This is a genomic window from Curvibacter sp. EU05-FHT14A10, assembly GCF_058791075.1.
This window is the reverse complement of sequence record NZ_JBYTDE010000009.1, coordinates 211033-227419: the sequence shown is the minus strand read 5'-3', so window position 1 is coordinate 227419 and position 16387 is coordinate 211033. Positions and strand designations below refer to the sequence as shown.

Genomic DNA, 16387 nt, shown 5'->3' with positions numbered 1-16387 from the left:
GCACATGACCGCACACCGCAGCGCCTCCGCCCCCTCCTCCGCTCCCGCCGCGCCACGCCACCCTGGCGCACCGGCACCGGGCCCTGCCAAGCCCCTGTGGCGGGTGTTCCTGAGCTTTCTCGGGCCCATGTTGCTGAGCAACATCCTGCAAGCCCTGTCGGGCACCATCAACAACATCTACATCGGCCAGATCCTGGGCGTGCAGGCCATGGCTGCGGTGTCGGGCTTTTTTCCGGTGGCCTTCTTTTGCGTGTCCTTCATCATCGGCCTGGGGGCGGGCTCGTCGGTGCTGATTGGGCAGGCCTGGGGGGCCCGCGACACCGGGCGCGTCAAGGCCGTGGCCGGCACGGCCTTGTGCGTGGCCCTGCTGCTGGGCCTGATCGTGGCGCTGGTGGGGGGCAGTTTCACCCCGGCGCTGATGCGTGCCCTGGGCACCCCAGCCAACATCCTGGACGAGGCCACGGCCTATGCCCGCATCGTGCTGCTCAACATGCCGATGATGTTCCTCTTCCTGCTGATCACCGCGATGCTGCGGGGCGTCAGCGACACCGTCACGCCACTCAAGGCGCTGCTGCTGTCCACCGCGCTGGGCCTGGTGTTCACGCCGGCCTTCATCCTGGGCTGGGCGGGTCTGCCGCGCATGGGGGTGGCCAGTGGTGCCCTGGCCTCGGTCTTGTCCACGGCCTGCGCGCTGCTGTGGCTGGGCTGGCACCTGCGCCGCCGCCTGCATCCCCTGGCACCCGATGCCGCCTTGCTGCGCCACCTGCGCATCGAGCCCCGACTGCTGGCCACGGTGCTGCGCATCGGTGTGCCCACGGGGCTGCAGATGATCGTCATCTCGCTGGCCGAACTGGCCCTGCTGTCCCTGGTCAACGGCTTTGGCTCGGACGCCACGGCGGCCTATGGTGCGGTGAACCAGATCGTGGCCTATGTGCAGTTTCCGGCCATCTCGATCGCCATCACGGCCTCCATCCTGGGCGCCCAGGCCATCGGGGCCGGGCGCAGCGAGCGCCTGGGCGACATTGCGCGCACGGGCCTCTTGATGAACCTGGTGCTCACCGGGGCCCTGGTCACCGTGGCCTATCTGTTCTCGCGCGCCGTGATCGGGTTTTTCATCACCAGCGCCCCGGTGCTGGAGCTGGCCCAGAACCTGTTGCACATCATGCTGTGGAGCAGCGTGATCTTCGGCATGGCCAGCGTGTTGTCGGGCGTGATGCGGGCCAGTGGCTCGGTGCTGGCGCCCACCGCCATTTCGATCTTCTGCATCCTGGGGGTCGAGGTGCCTGTGGCCGTGCTCATGAGCCGCCACATCGGCGTGGAGGGCGTTTGGGTGGCCTACCCCGTGGCCTTCATCGCCATGCTGCTGTTGCAGAGCCTGTACTACCGGCTGGTATGGCGGCGGCGTCCGATCCGCAAGCTCGTGTGAAAGGCCCCGCGCCCCAGGCCCTCTTGGTGCTTCACAGCGTGGCCACGTAGCGCACTGCCGCCATGGCAAAGGCAAACACCAGCCCTTGCATGAAGCGGTTGCGCACTGGCACCGGGGAGCCGCGTTGGGCACGCCAGTGCCCGATCCACGCCAGCATCCCACCCGACAACAAGGGCGACAGTGCCAGATTCGCCAGGCGAAGGCCCTTGCCCGGCAGCAGCGAGTGGGGCAGCACCAGCAGGCTCAGGGCCCCCACGGCCAGGCCCAGCAAGGCATAGCCCAGCAAGGTCACCAGCGGGTGGGGTGGTGCCCGGCGTTCGGGCTTGCGAACCAGATGCAGGCCCCATTCCGCCAGCAGTTCGCCCATCACCTGCAGCACCACCTCGCCGAAGATCTCGAACACCAATTCGAACAGAAATTCCATCGTGGCAGGTCCTTGGTTCAATGAAAGCGCTGATCGAGCCAGCGCCGGGCCAGGGCGGCGATGTCGGCCGGGCTCAGGGGCTCGGTGGTGTCCACCGACAGCACCCAGGGCAGCTCGTCCGCCTCGGGCCCGCCGGGGCCCCTCAACTGGCTTTGCAGCACTTCGGGCGTGGCCTCCGAGGCATCATCGCCGCGGGCCTGCCGCGCCTGGATGCGAGCGCGCATCAGCGCGGGGTCGCAGTGACAGTGCAGCACTCCAAAAGGCCGGCCCAGCGAACGGGCCAGGGCCTGGAAGCGGTCGCGTTCACCGCGCCTCAAAAAGGCCGCATCCACCACCACGGGCCAGCCCGCGCGCAAGGCCATGTCGGCCTGCTCAAGCAGACGGTCAAAGGTGCGGCGTGTGGCTTCAGGCGTGTAAAGCGACAGCCCCAGTGCCTCGGAACGCTGCAGCGCCTGCAGGCCGAACAAGCGCTTGCGCTCCACGTCCGAGCGCAGGCGCACGGCCCCGGTGGCTTGCAGCAATTGCGCCGCCACCGTGGATTTGCCCGAGCCCGACAGGCCCAGCGTGATCAGCAGGCGTGGCCCGCCTGGCTGGCCCTGGCTCAGGTGTTGCGCGCAGGCCAGGTAGTCGGGCGCGCCCGACTGCGGTGGGCTCAGGGTGGCCACCAGGGCGCGCACCAGAGCACGCGCCACCTCGTAGAAACGCAGCACCGCCAGCCCTGCATGGTCGCCAGTCTGCTGCAGGTAGTGGTCCAGCACCCAGGCTGCCAGATCAGGACGACCGTGGGCGTGCAGGTCCATGGTCAGAAAGCCCAGGTCGTTCATCACATCGATCCAGCGCAGGGCCGGGTCGAACTCGATGCAGTCGAAACCCGTGGCGCCTTCATCGGTCAGCACACAGTTGTTCAGGTGCAGGTCGCCATGGCCTTCGCGCACCCAGCCCTGTTCCAGCCGGGCCTGCCAGACCGGGGCCAGCACCCCGGCCTGGGCCTGGAGCCACTGGCGAAGTGCCGCCACCGAGCCTTCACCCTTGCCCAGGGCCGCCTGCAACTGCGCCAGCACCTGCAGCGCCACCTGCTCGATCTGGGGTGCCTGGCCCCAGCCCTGCCCGGGGCGGGCCACGGCCGCCTGCTGGTGAAAGCAACCCAGGCGCTGCGCCAGGTCCTGCAGCTCTTCGGCGCGCAGCAAACCGGCAGCCAGCCGTTCGCTGAGCAGGGCACCCGGGGCAAAGCGGCGCATGTGCACCGCGTACTCGATGGCGGGCCCCTCGCCGCCCAGCACCGGGGCCTCGGGGGTGCCGGTGATGGCCTGCACGCCGAGGTACAGCTGCGGTGCCAGGCGCTGGTTCAGGCGCTGCTCCTCTTCGCAGAAGTGCCTGCGCAGCGCCAGCGTGCTGAAGTCCACAAAGGGCAGCCGCACCGGCTTCTTGAGTTTGTAGGCGCTGGGGCCTGCCAGCAGCACCCACGAGATGTGGGTTTCGATCAGGCGCACGGGCTGCCCGGTGCTGGCCTGCAGCCCGGCCTGCAGGGCATGGATCAGCACGGCGTCCGCACCGGGAAGGATGGGCTTGCTGGGGTTCATGGGGCCCCAGTGTGCCGCACCACGCGGCGGCCGGCTTGACCTGGGGCAAGCCGGCCTTGCGGGCCAGCGCTGGCTCAGTCCATGGGTGCCCGGGTGAACACTGCCAGCCCCTCGGCCCAGGCGCTGAAGTCGGCCAGGTGCGGGCAACGTGTCGCGCCGATCTGCCCTGGCAGCATTCTTTGCGCAAACGACCAGGCGACGGTGGCACTCACGCCGGCCTGGGTCAGGGCCGGGGCCTGGCGTGGCCAGGGCGCACGTGCCAGGTCGGTCTCGAGTGCATCGAAGGCAGCCAGTGCCTGGCCACGCACCCGCTCCAGCCAGGGGCCGTGTTGTTTCTCGGGCGGGCGCAGCTGCAGCTCGTAGACGATCTGAACTGTTTTCTCGCAGGCTGCCAGGGCCAGCCCCGTGGCCCGCAGGGCCTGCAGTCGAGCTGGGCCGGCTGCAGGCCACAGACTGGTGGTGGCGAGTGATTCGAGGTGGTCCAGAATCAGCCCGGAGTCCATCAGCACCGTCCCGTCGTCGCACACCAGGGTGGGTGCCTTGACCACCGGGTTGATGGCCGAAAATTCGGCGTACTGCCTGAACACCGACACCGGCCGATGTTCAAAGGGCAGGCCCAGCCAGTGCATCGACACCGCAACGCGGCGAACATAGGGCGAATCCAGCATGCCTATCAATTGCATCTTCAGGTCCTTCAGAGGAAAGATGCTGACGATAGGCCGGTGGTGCCGATATCGGAATGGGCAACCATCGAAAATCAAGCCCTGGCGCCGATGCCTCATCGGTGGCGTTGGGGTCTCCTGAAAGCGTGTATGAAACTTGACCCCAAAGACCTTCAGATTCTGCAAGCCCTGCAACGTGACGCGCGCCAGAGCCTGGCCGCGCTGGGCAAGCGCATCGGGCTGTCGCAGCCTGCCATGAGCGAGCGCGTGCGCAAGCTTGAAGACGCAGGGGTGATCGAGGGTTATGGTGCCCGGGTCAATCTGCGGGCCCTGGGCGTGGGCTTGCAGGCCATCATCCGCATTGAGACCACGCATGCCTACATCGCACGGTACGTGGCCTTGTTCGAGTCGATGGACGAGGTGCTGGAGGCCGACCGCGTGACCGGCGAAGACTGTTTCATCGTGCGCTGCGCGATTGCCGAACCCGCCGACCTGCAACGGGTGGTGGACACCCTGGCTGCCCATGGCAGCGTCACGACCTCTCTGGTGTTGTCGAGCCCCGTGCGCAAGGTGGTGACGGTGCAGGCAGCGCTTCGTTAGGGCGCCCTCCGGCAGGCTCAGTTCTTCAGGCCCCACCAGCCGGGCAGCAGGCGGCGCACCTCGGGCCGGGCAAAGCGGTCGTCCAGCAGGTGGATCACGCCTTGGTCGTCGGGCCCGCGGATCACCCGTCCGGCGGCCTGCACCACTTTCTGGAGACCGGGGTAGAGGTAGGTGTAGTCGTAGCCGGCATGAAACTGGGCCTGCAGCCGGCGGCGGATTTCTTCGTTGACGGGGTTGAGTTGCGGCAGGCCCAGGGTGGCCACAAAGGCACCGATCAGCCGCCGGCCCGGCAGATCGATGCCTTCGGCAAAGGCCCCGCCCAGCACGGCGAAGCCGATGCCCTGACCCTCGTCCTGGAAGCGAGCCAGAAAGCCCTGCTGCTCGGCTTCGCTCATGCCCCTTGATTGGCTCCAGCAAGGCAGTTGGGGGTGACGTTGGGCCAGGCGGGCTGCGGCCTGCTGCAGGTAATCGTGGCTGCTGAAAAAGGCCAGGTAATTGCCGGGCCGGGCCTGGTACTGCGCGGCCATGCGATCCACCAGGGGGTCGAGCGAGGCCACGCGGTGCTGGAAGCGGGTGGACAGGTTCAGGGCCGTGTGCACCTGCAACTGGGCGGCCTGGAACGGTGACTCGACCTCGATGCAGGCGGTGTTGTCGGGCAGGCCCAGCAGGTCGGCGTGGTAGTGCATGGGTTGCAGCGTGGCCGAGAACAGCGTGGCGGTGCGGGCACTGGCAAAACGCGCGCGCAGAAAGTGCGCCGGCACCAGGTTGCGCAGGCACAGCACCGATTGCCCGGGCACGGGGCTGGCCGCCGGGCCGGGGCTTGTGTCCACCATCGAATGCGGGCCGAACTGCTCCAGCAGGCGGCCCAGTTGCAGGGCTTCGAATTGAAAGTCGAGCAGGGCCGGGTCGTTGTCGCTGGGGTGTTCGGTCTGATGCTCGGCCAGGGTGCTGAGGGCTTGTTGCAGGGCGGCCAGCAGCTTGGGTGGGAAGTGGTCGTGTACCTGGTAATGCGGGCCTTGCGCGTTGTCGTGTGCCTTGTCGTGGGCCACCCAGGCCCGGCCGACCCGGGCCAGGGCCTGGCGCACCGGCACCGACTGCTGGGCGGTGGGGCTTTGGCGTGCCCGGCTCAGGTGTTCGGGGCGCAGCGTCACGCTGTACATGCTGCGGGCCCGCTCCAGCAGGTTGTGGGCCTCGTCCACCAGCAGGGCCACGCGCCAGTGGTTGGCCTGCATCAGGCCGTGCAGCAGGCCGCCTGCGTCGAAGTAGTGGTGGTAGTCGCCCACCACCACATCGGCCCAGCGAGCCAGCTCCTGGCCCAGGTAGTAGGGGCAGACCTGGTGCTGCAAGGCCACGCTGCGCAGCGTGGCCTGGTCAAGCGTTGCGGTGTTGTCGAGCGCTGCGCTGCGGGCCGCGGGCAGGCGGTCGTAGAAGCCGCGGGCCAGCGGGCAGGACTCGCCATGGCAGGCCTGCTCGGGGTGTTCGCAGGCCTTGTCACGGGCCACCAGCTCCAGCACCCGCAGCGGCCAGCCCGGGGCGCGGCCCAGGCGTTGCAGCGCCGCCAGGGCGAGTGGGCGGCCCGAGGTCTTGGCGCACAGGAAAAACACCTTGTCGATCTGCTGTTCGGGTGTGGCTTTGAGCAGCGGGAACAGCGTGCCCACGGTCTTGCCGATGCCCGTGGGCGCCTGGGCCAGCAGGCAGCGCCCGCTGCGTGCGGCCTTGTACACCGCCTCGGCCAGAGGCCGCTGGCCGGTTCGGAAGTCGGGGTGCGGGAAGCCCAGTGCTTGCAGGGCCGTGTCGCGCGTTTGGCGGTGGGCCTGCTCGGCCTGGGCCCAGGCCAGAAAGCGCGCGCACTGGGCCTCGAAATGGGCTTGCAACTCAGCGGCGCTGCAGTGCCGGGTGAACACGGTCTCCTGCTCGGTGCCCACGTCCAGGTAGACCAGGGCCAGCGTCAGCCGGTCCAGGCCGTGTTGTTGGCACAGCAGCCCGCCGTAGACCAGGGCCTGGGCCCAGTGCAACTGGCGCTGGGCGGGGTTTTGCCGCTCCAGCGAACCCTTGTGGGTTTTGACTTCGTCGAGCCGGCCCTGCTCGGCATCGAAACCATCGGCGCGGCCACGCACTCGCAGCAGGCCCTGGTACAAGCCGCTGAGGGGGAGCTCGGCCTGGTAACCCGGGCCACGCCGGCGCGCCACCAGGGTGTGGCCGGCCATGCCCTCCTGCGCGCTGGGGGCGGGGGTGAAGCGCAGGTCAAGGTCGCCTTGCTTGACGGTGAACTCGCACAGTTCGCGAACGGCCACGGTGTAGACCACGGCAGCCTCCGCCTGGGGCGGTGCCGGGGCTGCGTCGCTCACACCAGCTCCTGGTTCGGGTCTTCGCCCAGGCGGGTTTGCAGTTCGTCGCCTTCACGGCGCAGCGGGGTGGCCTTGGACAGGGCCAGCCAGACCGGAAAAGGCAGCGTGCAGCGCGTGTGGCGGGCCGCACGCAGCATCTCGAACTGGCCATCGGCCAGGTTGCCATGCAGCACCCAGATCCCCAGGTGTTCAGGGATCTCATTGGGCCGTGCCACCCCGGCCGGAAACACGTAGTAGCAGGCCTCGCTCAGCCACTGATAAGCCTGGCGTTTGGCGCTGTGGCGCAGGTCGGACAGCAGATCGGCGCGGCTGAACTTGATCTCATGCACCATGGGTTGCAGGTAGGCCTCGACCGAGGTGTTGCGCACCGAAAACAGGTCGGGTCGGGCCATGCGCCACACGTGGGGCACGGAGGCCGGCGCAGGCGGGGCTTCGTCGGGCCAGAGCGTGGGTTCTGCGGGGGCGGTGTGGGTGTCCGTGTCGGGCCCGGCTGGCGGCATCGGCGGGTCAGCCTCCGGGGTCTGTCCTGGCGGGTCGATGGCGGCGCGCAACGAGAGTTCGCGCCACACGATGCGGCCCGTGGCCATCAGGTGCTCGGCAAAGCGTTGCGCCAGCCGGTCGTGGGCACTCAGGGCCCGCAGGCTGCGCTGGCGTGCCTGCGCCAAGGTCTGGATGCCGGCCTCGGTCAGGCGCAGGCATTCGTGGCCTTCAGGGGTGGTCTGCATCGCCACCAGGCCCGCGGCCAGCAGGTCGATCTCCAGGCCGTCCTTGCTCGGCCAGCCGGCCGAGCGCCAGATCTGCATCAGGCGGGTGCGGTGAAAGCGGGTCAGGGTCAGTTCCGTCATGGGGTGCGGCGTCAGCGGTGCGGCGGGCGATGGCTGATTTTATATACAGTACGACGCGCCGACCATGGTCGCTTGTGGGGGCCCGGTTGGCGGGTGGGGTTCCCTCGGGTCTCCATGACATCTTGATGGCAGGATTGTTGTCGAAATTGAAATTCTTATTTGAATATCTAGCGGTTTTGTTGTGGTGATTGCTTGTCTACAGTCGCGTCATTCGGGGTCAGGCCCAAGGCCGGCCCGGTTTGATCTTCCAACGCCACTGACCGCGAGAACCTGACACCATGAAGCCCACTCAACTCACCGCCCTCTTGTTTGCAGCCCTGGCCGCCGTGGCCAGCGTGTCGGCCCAGGCCGATGTGCGCAGCCGCGCCGAAGTCGAAGCCGAAGCGGTCAAGGCCGCCAAAGATTCGGCCGTGTCGGTCGACTCCAAGTCCAAGGTCGCGCCCGTGATGAACAGCACCCGCACCCGTGCCGAGGTCGAAGCCGAAGCCATCAAGGCGGCCCGCGATTCGGCCGTGTCGGTGGATTCCAAGTCCAAGGTGGCCCCGGCCTTGCCCAACAGCCGCGACCGGGCCGAGGTGGACGTGGAAGCCGTCAAGGCCGCCAAGGATTCGGCCGTGTCGGTCGACTCCAAATCCAAGGTGTTCCCGGTGCTGCGCTGAGCCCGGTCCCGCTTGTCACCCCGCAAAAAAGGCTGGCCTGTTGGTCAGCCTTTTTTGCGTCTGTGCGGCCTCAGTTCAGGGCGGCGCGTCGGGCCAGGGCCAGGGGGCGTGCGTGGCAGCCTTCCAGGTGGTCATTGACCAGGCCCATGGCCTGCATGAAGGCATACATCGTGGTGGGACCGACAAAACTCCAGCCCCGCTTTTTGAGGTCTTTGGACAGGGCCACTGATTCGGCCGAGGTGGTCAGGCCCTGCAGGCTCAGCGAGGTGATGGCATCGGGGCGGCTGCCAGCCGGAGGCTCGAAGCGCCAGAAGTAGGCCGCTAGGCTGCCGAACTCGTCGCGCAGCGCCTGGGCACGGCGTGCGTTGTTGAGCGTGGAGGCGATCTTGCCGCGATGCCGAACGATGCCCGGGTTGAGCAGCAGTCGGGCGATGTCGGCTTCGCCCAGGGCCGCCACGCGGTCGATGTCAAAGCCTTCGAACGCCTGGCGGAAGCCCTCGCGCTTGTTCAGGATGGTCAGCCAGCTCAGGCCGGCCTGAAAGCCCTCCAGGCAGATCTTTTCGAACAGCCGGGTGTCGTCGTGCACCGGAAAGCCCCACTCGGCGTCGTGGTAGCGCTGGTATTCGGGGGTGGCGCGGCACCACACACAGCGCAGGGTCTGGTGATCGTCCTTGAACAGGCCGGCAGGGGGGGGGCTGAGGTCGGGCATGGCGAAGACTGTGATGGTTGGGATGGCTGTAAATAATCACAGTATAAAAGCAGGAAGCCGGCTTGGGCACCCCTCTATGCGCCGGGCTCAGTCCTGGGCCGTCTTGCAGAAGATGCAGTCACGTTGCGGGGCGGCGGGCTCGGCGTGGTTGCAGCAGTGCTCCAGCCAGGCGCTGACCAATTTGTAGGCCGACAGGTTGGCGCGTGCGCTGGGGGCACACAGGTAGTAGCCCAGAGGGCTTTGGTAGCGGTCGCCCAGGGGCTCGACCAGGCTGCCCGCCTGCAACTCGTCTTCGACCAGGCAGGTGGGCACGATGGCCACGCCAAAGCCCGACACCGCAGCGCGGATGATCAGCGAGTACAGGTTGAAGCCCGGCCCGAAGCGGCTGCCCGTGGTGTCGCACTGGTGTGCCTGCAGCCAGTCGTGCCAGGCCAGCGGCACCTCGATGTGCTGCAGCAAGGTGGCACGCTGCAGGTCTTGCGGGCAGCGCAGCGCCAGGCTGTCACGCAGTTGCGGGCTGCACACCAGGCTGGTTTCCTGGCCGATCAGGTAGCGTGCGTTGGCGCTGGGCCAGTTGCCATAGCCGAACTGGATCGCGGCATCGAATTCGTAAGGCACCGCAAAGTCATGGGCATGCTGGTAGCGCACAAAGTTCAGCGTGACCTGCGGCAGGGTGCGCTTGAAGTGGCCCAGGCGTGGGAACAGCCATTGCGCCGCAAACGTGGGGGGCACCGACAGGTTCAGGGCTCCGCCATTGCCGCCGTAAGACATCAGCTGCGCCGTGGCCGATTCAAGCGCGGCCATGGCTGGGCGGGTGGCGTTGAGGTAGGTGGCCCCAGCCTCTGTCAGTTCCAGTCCGGCGCTTTTGCGCATGAACAGTTTCTGGCCCAGGTAGTCCTCCAGCGAGGCAATGTGGCGGCTGATGGCGCTTTGGGTCACGCACAGGTCTTTGGCCGCCATGGTGAAGGCCTGGTGCTTGGCGGCGGCATGGAAGGCGTTCAGTTCCGAGATGGTGGGGCACAGTCGTCGCATGGCGGCCTATGAGTAGAAGTCATGGTGTGGTGAGATTTTAGGCATTGCAGCCAGGCGCGATTGGCCCGATAAATGCAACATATTCAAGCCATCAACGGACATTTTCAGAGGGAAAGCCCTGGTCTAACCGTTTGATTGCCGGAGTGCCAGGCCCGGGCATTGAACCCGAAGCCATGAGTAATTTGCTGTGTCCAACTGATTTTTGAACGCCCATGACCCACTTGCTGATCGTCAACAGCCATGTTCTGGATGTGCATGCCCTCACGCTGCGCAGCGGCCTCTCGGTGCTGGTCTCGGACGGGCGCATCGCCGCCGTGGGCACCGAGCTGAGCGTGCCAGCAGGCTGCACCACGCTTGACGCCCAGGGCATGACGCTGATGCCTGGCTTGATCGACTGCCATGTGCACACGGTGGCCTCGTCGTTCAATCTGGGCGGGGTGGCCCGCCAGCCCAACGTGTTCGTGATGCTGCGCGCCCTGCCCATCATGAAGGCCATGCTTGAGCGTGGCTTCACCTCGGTGCGCGATGCCGGGGGGGCCGACTGGTCGCTGGCTGAAGCTGTGCGCACCGGACTGGTGCCGGGCCCGCGCCTGTTCACCTCGGGCAAGGCGCTGTCGCAGACCGGGGGCCACGCCGACTTCAGGCCGCGCAACGACGATCTGGACGCCTGCTCGTGTGCCTACAAGCTGGGCAACATCGGGCGCGTGGTGGATGGCGTCGACGCCTGCCGGCTGGCCGTGCGTGAAGAGATTCTCAAGGGGGCCAGTCAGATCAAGGTGATGGCCTCGGGCGGCGTGGCCTCGCCCAATGACCCGATCGGCAACCTGGGCTACTCCGAAGCCGAGCTGCGCGCCATCGTCGAAGAAGCCGGCAACGCCAACACCTACGTGATGGCCCACGCCTACACCCCGCGCGCGATCGCCCGCGCCGTGCGCTGCGGCGTGCGCACCATCGAGCATGGCAACCTGGTGGACGCACCCACCGCCGAGCTGATGGCTGAACAGGGCGCCTACATGGTGCCCACCCTGATCACCTACGAAGGCCTGGCCAATGAGGGCGAGCGCTACGGGCTGCCGGCGGCCTCGATCGCCAAGATCGAATCGGTGCGTGGCCAGGGCCGACAGGCCATCGAGATCCTGGCGCGGGCCGGCGTGAAGATGGGCCTGGGCAGCGATCTGCTGGGCGAGACCCACCCGCTGCAATCCGACGAGCTGCGCCTGCGCGCCGACATCCTGGGCAATGGCCCGGTGCTGCAGCAGGCCACCCTGATCGGGGCCGAGATCCTGGGCCAGACCGGCCAATTGGGCGAGGTCACGGTCGGGGCCATCGCCGACCTCTTGCTGGTGGACGGCAATCCGCTGACCGACATCACGTGCCTGCTGAACCAGGGTGAACGCATCCGCGTCATCGTCAAGGATGGGCAGATGCACAAGAACACGCTCTGACCCATTCCTAGTCTCCCAAGGCTTCCGCATTTCCAGCCCCCCTCTTCCCTTCTTGGAGAACCCTCATGCAACGTCGTCAACTCGTCCAGCTCACCGGTCTGGCCGCTGCGCTCTCGTGCCTGCCCCGCCTCAGCTTTGCCCAGCAGGGCGAGGCGTTCCGCATCGGCTCGCTCACGCCCATCACCGGGGCGGGCAGCCCCTATGGCCCGGGCATGCAGCAGGCCATTCGCCTGGCGGTGGACGAGGTCAATGCCGCCGGGGGGGCTGGCGGGCGCAAGCTCGAACTGTTCACCGAAGACACCCAGACCAAGCCCGATGCCGCGGTGCTCGCTGCCAAGAAGCTGATCGAGGTGAACAAGGTGCAAGCGGTGCTGGGAACCTGGGCCTCGGGTGTGACCCTGGCGGTGATGCCCTTGACCGAGGCGGCGGGCCTGATCGAGATGAATGTCTCGGGTGCGCCGGCCATCTCCAACCTCGACACCAAGGATCTGGTGTGGCGCTTTCAGGCCACCAACGACCGCTTCGGCGCTGCCTTTGCAGAGATCTGCGCCAAGCGCGGTTTCAAGCGCCCGGCGACGATGGCCTTCAACAACGCCTCGGGCCTGGGCAATACCGAGGGCTTCACCAAAGTCTGGAAGCAGCGCGGCGGCCAGGTGGTGGCGCATGTCACCTACGAGCCCAACCGCCCCAGCTACCGCAGTGAACTGCAGAAGATCCTGGCGGCCAAGCCCGATGTGATCGTGACCGGCTCTTACCTGCCCGACACCACCATCCTGCTGCGCGAATGGTTCCAGGCCGGTGCCGACAACAAATGGGTCATCCCCGGCTGGGCTGCCAACCCCGATCTGGTGAAGGCCCTGGGCGCCGAGGTGTGCGAAGGCATCATCTCCGTGGACACGGTCTCGAACGAGAAGAGCCCGGCCTATGCCCATTTCGACGCCCTGTTCCAGAAGGCCAGCGGCAAGCCCGCCTCGACCAACATCTACGCCGCCATGGCTTACGACATGGTGATCAGCCTGGCCCTGGCCATGGAGGCCGCGGGTCCCGGGGCCAGCATCGAGCAGATCAATGCCCGCATCCGGGATGTGAGCAACACCCCCGGCACGGCCGTGGGCACCTTTGCCGAAGGCAAGGCCTTGCTGGCCAAGAAGGGCAAGGTGAACTACGAAGGCGCCTCCAGCAAACTCGACTTCGACAAGTTCGGCGACGCCACCCCCGATTTCGGTGTGTATGTGATCGAAAAAGGCCAATTGGTGCGTCGCGACGTGGTGTCCATCAGCGCTGCGTGACGGGCCGGCGGGCCGGCCGGGCGCCTGACCCGGTGCCGGCCCGCAGGGCATGTGGCCCCACCCCGGTGAGGGGCCCAACGGGCATGACCCATGAGATGACTTGATGACCTGGATCGAATTCGCAAACCTCTTGATCAATGGCTTGATCGAAGGCCTGGTGGTGGCCTTGCCCGCCCTGGCCATGACCCTGGTGATGGGGGTCAACCGCTTTCCGAATGCGGCCAGCGGCGACCTGCTCACCACCGGTGCCTATGCCGCCGTGGCCGTGCAGTGGCTGCTGGGCTGGCCGCTGTGGGCGGCTGCCCTGCTGGGGGCGGTGATCACCGCCGCGGTGTCGGCCACCGCTTACCGGCTGATCTTCCGCCAACTGGCTGGGCGCCCCATGGTGGCCTCGATGTTGGCGGCCATCGGGCTGGGCTTTTTGCTGCGCAGCCTGATCTCGTTCTTTGCCGGTCACGACCAGCGCACCTTCGACCTGCCCCTGGTGCGGGCCTGGAACTTCGGTGGCGTGCGCCTGCTGCCCACCGACCTGGTGATCGCTGCGCTGGCGGTGGCCTGTCTCGCGCTGGTGTTCGTGCTGATCTACCGCACCAGTTTCGGTCGCCAGTTGCGCGCCGTGGCCGACAGCGCTGATCTGGCCCGGGCCAGCGGCATCCGGGCCGGGGGCTTGATGATCAGCCTGTGGTTGCTGGTGGGGGCGCTGTCCGCGGTGGGGGGCGTGCTGCTGGGCATGAAAGCCGTGGTCACCCCCGACATGGGCTGGGAAAGCCTGATCCCCGCCTTTGCCGCCATGGTGCTGGGGGGCATCGGCAGTCCGGTGGGTGCCGTTTTGGGGGCCTTGCTGCTGGGGGTGGTGCAGGAGCTGGCGGTGCCCTTGCTGGGCCCGTCGTACAAGCTGGTGCTGGCCTTTGCCGTGCTGGCCGGTGTGTTGTTGCTGCGGCCGGCCGGCTTGATGGGCCGGGTGCAGCTGGTGAGGTGAGGACGCCATGACCGCTTATCTTCTGGCCATCGGCATCGTGGCCCTCATTTATGGCTTGCTGGCCTTGGGGTTGAACCTGCAGTTCGGCCTGACCGGCCTGGTCAACTTTGGCGTCGTGGCCTTTTTTGCCGTCGGCGCCTACACCTCGGGCCTGCTGTCGCTGCAGGGCGTGCCCCTGCCGCTGAGCTTTGCGGCCGCAGCCTTGCTGGCTGGCCTGCTGGCGCTGCCCATCGGCCTGTTGTCGCTGCGTTTGCGCGACGATTACCTGGCCATCGTGACGCTGGGCTTTTCCGAGGCCGTGCGCATCACCCTTCAGCAGGAAAGCTGGCTGACCCAGGGGGTGCAAGGCCTGCCCGGTCTGCCCAAGTTGTTCGCCAGTTGGGGCCCTGCGTCGGACGCCGCGATCTTCGCTGTCCTGCTGACCGCGGTGGCCGTGGTGGCCTGGGGCACGGTGCGCCTCACCGGCAGCCCCTTCGGGCGCTTGCTCAAGGCCATCGGCGATGACGAGGCCGCCTTGTCGGCCCTGGGCAAGGACCCGGCGCGCTTCAAGGTGCAGGTGTTCATGCTGGGGGCGTCGCTGGCGGGCTTGGCGGGGGCGTTCTATGCGCACTTCATCACCTTCATCACGCCCGAGCAGTTCATTCCGCTGATCACCTTCTATGTGTGGATGGGCCTGATCATGGGCGGTGCAGGTTCGGTGCGCGGCGCCCTCTTCGGTTCGCTGCTGCTGATGGTGTTTCTTGAAGGCTCGCGCTTTGCCAAGGACTGGGTGCCCGGCGTGTCCGAAGTGGGCATGGCCAGCCTGCGCCTGGCCGCAGTGGGCCTGGCGCTGATCCTGATCACCTTGTATCGACCCCATGGCTTGTGGGGCGGAGGAAAAAGCCAATGATGCTGAGCGTCGACAACGTGACCCGGCAATTCGGGGGTTTCAAGGCCGTCGATGGCGTGTCCCTGCAACTGGCCGAGCGCGAGATCCTGGGCATTGCCGGCACCAATGGGGCGGGCAAGAGCACCCTGTTCGCGGCCATCGCGGGCCAGCAGCCGGCGGACGCCGGGCACATCCATTTCGATGGCCACGACATCACCCGGCTGCCGCCCTACCGGCGTGCCCATCTGGGCCTGGTGCGGACCTTTCAGGTGCCGCGCGAGTTCAAGAGCCTGAGCGTGCACCAGAACCTGCTGGCCGCGGCCGCCAACCCCCAGGGCGAGCGCCTGCTCAATGCCTTTGTGCGCACCCGCAGCCTGCGCGAGCACGAGGAGCAGCTGGTGGCCAAGGCCGACGGCGTCCTGCAGTTCCTCAACCTCAGCCGGGTGCGCGACAAGCTGGCGGGGGGCTTGTCCGGGGGGCAGAAAAAGCTGGTCGAGTTGGGCCGCGTGCTGATGCTCGATCCACGCTGCATCCTGCTTGACGAACCCTTTGCTGGCGTCAACCCGGTGCTGATCGAGGAGATCTGCGAGCGTGTGCGCGAACTCCATGCCCGAGGCATTGCCTTCATCGTCATCGAGCACCACCTGCAGGCGCTCAAGGCGCTGTCGCAGCGCATGATCGTGATGGACCGAGGCCGCATCCTGGCCGAGGGCGACCCGCACACCGTGCTCGATGATCCCCGCGTCCAGGAAGCCTACATGGGAGGCGTGGTATGAGTGGCTCTTTGCTTGAGATCCGTGCGTTGCGCGGCGGCTATTCCGAGGTGGACATCATTCAGGGCATCGATCTGAACGTGGCGCCGGGTCAGATCGTCACCATCGCCGGCACCAATGGCGCTGGCAAGTCGACCCTGGTGAAGGCCTTGCTGGGCCTGCTGCCACGTGTGCAGGGCGAGATCGTGCTGGACGGGCGCTCCATCACGCGGCTGGGCGCCGAAGACCGCTTTGATGCGGGGCTGGCCTACGTGCCCCAGGTGGCCAATGTGTTCGCCTCGCTCACCGTGCGTGAGAACCTGCAGGTGGTGCGTGGTGTGCCCGACCTCAAGCGCCGCATGGACGAGGTGCTGGCCGATTTCCCGGCCCTGGTCGAACGCCTGGGCCAACCTGCCAGCAACCTGTCCGGCGGCGAGCGCCAGCAACTGGCTTTCGCACGCGCCCTGATGCCCTCGCCGCGCATCATGGTGCTGGATGAGCCCACGGCCGCCCTCGCGCCCTCGCTGGTGGGCAAGGTCTTCGACATGGTGAAGGCGCTGCCTGCGGCCGGCGTGGCCGTGCTGATGGTCGAGCAGCGCGCCCGCCAGGCGCTGCAGATCAGCCAGCAGGGCTACATCCTGGACCAGGGCCGCTGCGTGCTGGCCGGCCCGGCCCATGAGCTGCTGGGCGATGAGCGCATGGCGCAGCTGTACCTGGGGAGCCATTGAGAGGGGCCTGACATGGGGCTCGGTACACTTTCAAGTCTGTT

General features: G+C 67.3%; 16 protein-coding genes. 9 read left to right on the top strand and 7 right to left on the bottom strand.

Annotation, left to right across the window (positions count from 1 at the left end; all coding sequences use genetic code 11):
• The first annotated feature begins 127 nt into the window (after positions 1-127).
• The gene (locus AC3WUT_RS18900; protein ID WP_492348643.1) at positions 128-1426 is read left to right on the top strand and encodes an MATE family efflux transporter; all 1299 of its coding nucleotides are present in this window, start codon (positions 128-130) and stop codon (positions 1424-1426) included.
• Positions 1427-1457: 31 nt separating this feature from the next.
• Here AC3WUT_RS18900 and AC3WUT_RS18895 read toward each other — a convergent pair whose 3' ends face one another.
• The 3 genes from AC3WUT_RS18895 to AC3WUT_RS18885 form a co-directional block, all read right to left on the bottom strand.
• Complete coding sequence (locus tag AC3WUT_RS18895) at positions 1458-1850, bottom strand: hypothetical protein (RefSeq protein ID WP_492348622.1); 393 nt, start codon at positions 1848-1850, stop codon at positions 1458-1460.
• 17 nt (positions 1851-1867) lie between these two features.
• Positions 1868-3430 carry a bifunctional aminoglycoside phosphotransferase/ATP-binding protein gene (locus AC3WUT_RS18890; RefSeq protein WP_492348621.1) on the bottom strand — a complete coding sequence of 521 codons (1563 nt, stop codon included), beginning with the start codon at positions 3428-3430 and terminating at the stop codon, positions 1868-1870.
• Positions 3431-3504: 74 nt separating this feature from the next.
• Positions 3505-4113 (bottom strand): glutathione S-transferase family protein, encoded by a 609-nt coding sequence (locus tag AC3WUT_RS18885; protein ID WP_492348620.1) that lies wholly within the window; start codon positions 4111-4113, stop codon positions 3505-3507.
• 129 nt (positions 4114-4242) lie between these two features.
• Here AC3WUT_RS18885 and AC3WUT_RS18880 point away from each other — a divergent pair, with 129 nt between their 5' ends.
• Positions 4243-4692, top strand: coding sequence for an Lrp/AsnC family transcriptional regulator (locus AC3WUT_RS18880; RefSeq protein ID WP_492348619.1), 450 nt, complete (start codon positions 4243-4245; stop codon positions 4690-4692).
• Between the two features lie 17 nt (positions 4693-4709).
• Here the strand turns inward: AC3WUT_RS18880 and AC3WUT_RS18875 are convergent, their stop codons facing one another.
• Entirely contained in the window at positions 4710-7040 is a 2331-nt protein-coding gene (locus AC3WUT_RS18875; RefSeq protein ID WP_492348618.1) for an ATP-dependent DNA helicase, read from the bottom strand.
• Positions 7037-7885 (bottom strand): hypothetical protein, encoded by an 849-nt coding sequence (locus AC3WUT_RS18870; protein WP_492348617.1) that lies wholly within the window; start codon positions 7883-7885, stop codon positions 7037-7039. Before AC3WUT_RS18870 ends, AC3WUT_RS18875 begins: the two co-directional genes overlap by 4 nt.
• A gap of 278 nt (positions 7886-8163) precedes the next feature.
• Between AC3WUT_RS18870 and AC3WUT_RS18865 the strand changes: the two genes are divergently transcribed.
• Complete coding sequence (locus AC3WUT_RS18865; protein WP_492348616.1) at positions 8164-8544, top strand: hypothetical protein; 381 nt, start codon at positions 8164-8166, stop codon at positions 8542-8544.
• 70 nt (positions 8545-8614) lie between these two features.
• Here the strand turns inward: AC3WUT_RS18865 and AC3WUT_RS18860 are convergent, their stop codons facing one another.
• Positions 8615-9253 carry a DNA-3-methyladenine glycosylase I gene (locus AC3WUT_RS18860; RefSeq protein WP_492348615.1) on the bottom strand — a complete coding sequence of 213 codons (639 nt, stop codon included), beginning with the start codon at positions 9251-9253 and terminating at the stop codon, positions 8615-8617.
• Between the two features lie 87 nt (positions 9254-9340).
• Entirely contained in the window at positions 9341-10285 is a 945-nt protein-coding gene (locus AC3WUT_RS18855) for a LysR substrate-binding domain-containing protein (protein WP_492348614.1), read from the bottom strand.
• Between the two features lie 212 nt (positions 10286-10497).
• Between AC3WUT_RS18855 and AC3WUT_RS18850 the strand changes: the two genes are divergently transcribed.
• The 6 genes from AC3WUT_RS18850 to AC3WUT_RS18825 all read left to right on the top strand — a co-directional run bounded on the left by AC3WUT_RS18850 (position 10498) and on the right by AC3WUT_RS18825 (position 16346).
• Positions 10498-11730: a metal-dependent hydrolase family protein gene (locus tag AC3WUT_RS18850; RefSeq protein ID WP_492348613.1), complete on the top strand. Its 1233-nt coding sequence runs from the start codon at positions 10498-10500 to the stop codon at positions 11728-11730.
• Positions 11731-11795: 65 nt separating this feature from the next.
• Complete coding sequence (locus AC3WUT_RS18845) at positions 11796-13019, top strand: ABC transporter substrate-binding protein (RefSeq protein ID WP_492348612.1); 1224 nt, start codon at positions 11796-11798, stop codon at positions 13017-13019.
• Between the two features lie 103 nt (positions 13020-13122).
• Positions 13123-13998 (top strand): branched-chain amino acid ABC transporter permease, encoded by an 876-nt coding sequence (locus AC3WUT_RS18840; RefSeq protein WP_492348611.1) that lies wholly within the window; start codon positions 13123-13125, stop codon positions 13996-13998.
• Between the two features lie 7 nt (positions 13999-14005).
• On the top strand, positions 14006-14887 hold the full coding sequence (locus AC3WUT_RS18835) for a branched-chain amino acid ABC transporter permease (RefSeq protein ID WP_492348610.1): 882 nt from the start codon (positions 14006-14008) through the stop codon (positions 14885-14887).
• Positions 14884-15642 carry an ABC transporter ATP-binding protein gene (locus tag AC3WUT_RS18830; RefSeq protein ID WP_492348609.1) on the top strand — a complete coding sequence of 253 codons (759 nt, stop codon included), beginning with the start codon at positions 14884-14886 and terminating at the stop codon, positions 15640-15642. The genes AC3WUT_RS18835 and AC3WUT_RS18830 overlap by 4 nt, the downstream gene beginning before the upstream one ends.
• Positions 15639-16346: an ABC transporter ATP-binding protein gene (locus AC3WUT_RS18825; protein WP_492348608.1), complete on the top strand. Its 708-nt coding sequence runs from the start codon at positions 15639-15641 to the stop codon at positions 16344-16346. Before AC3WUT_RS18830 ends, AC3WUT_RS18825 begins: the two co-directional genes overlap by 4 nt.
• Positions 16347-16387: the final 41 nt, after the last annotated feature.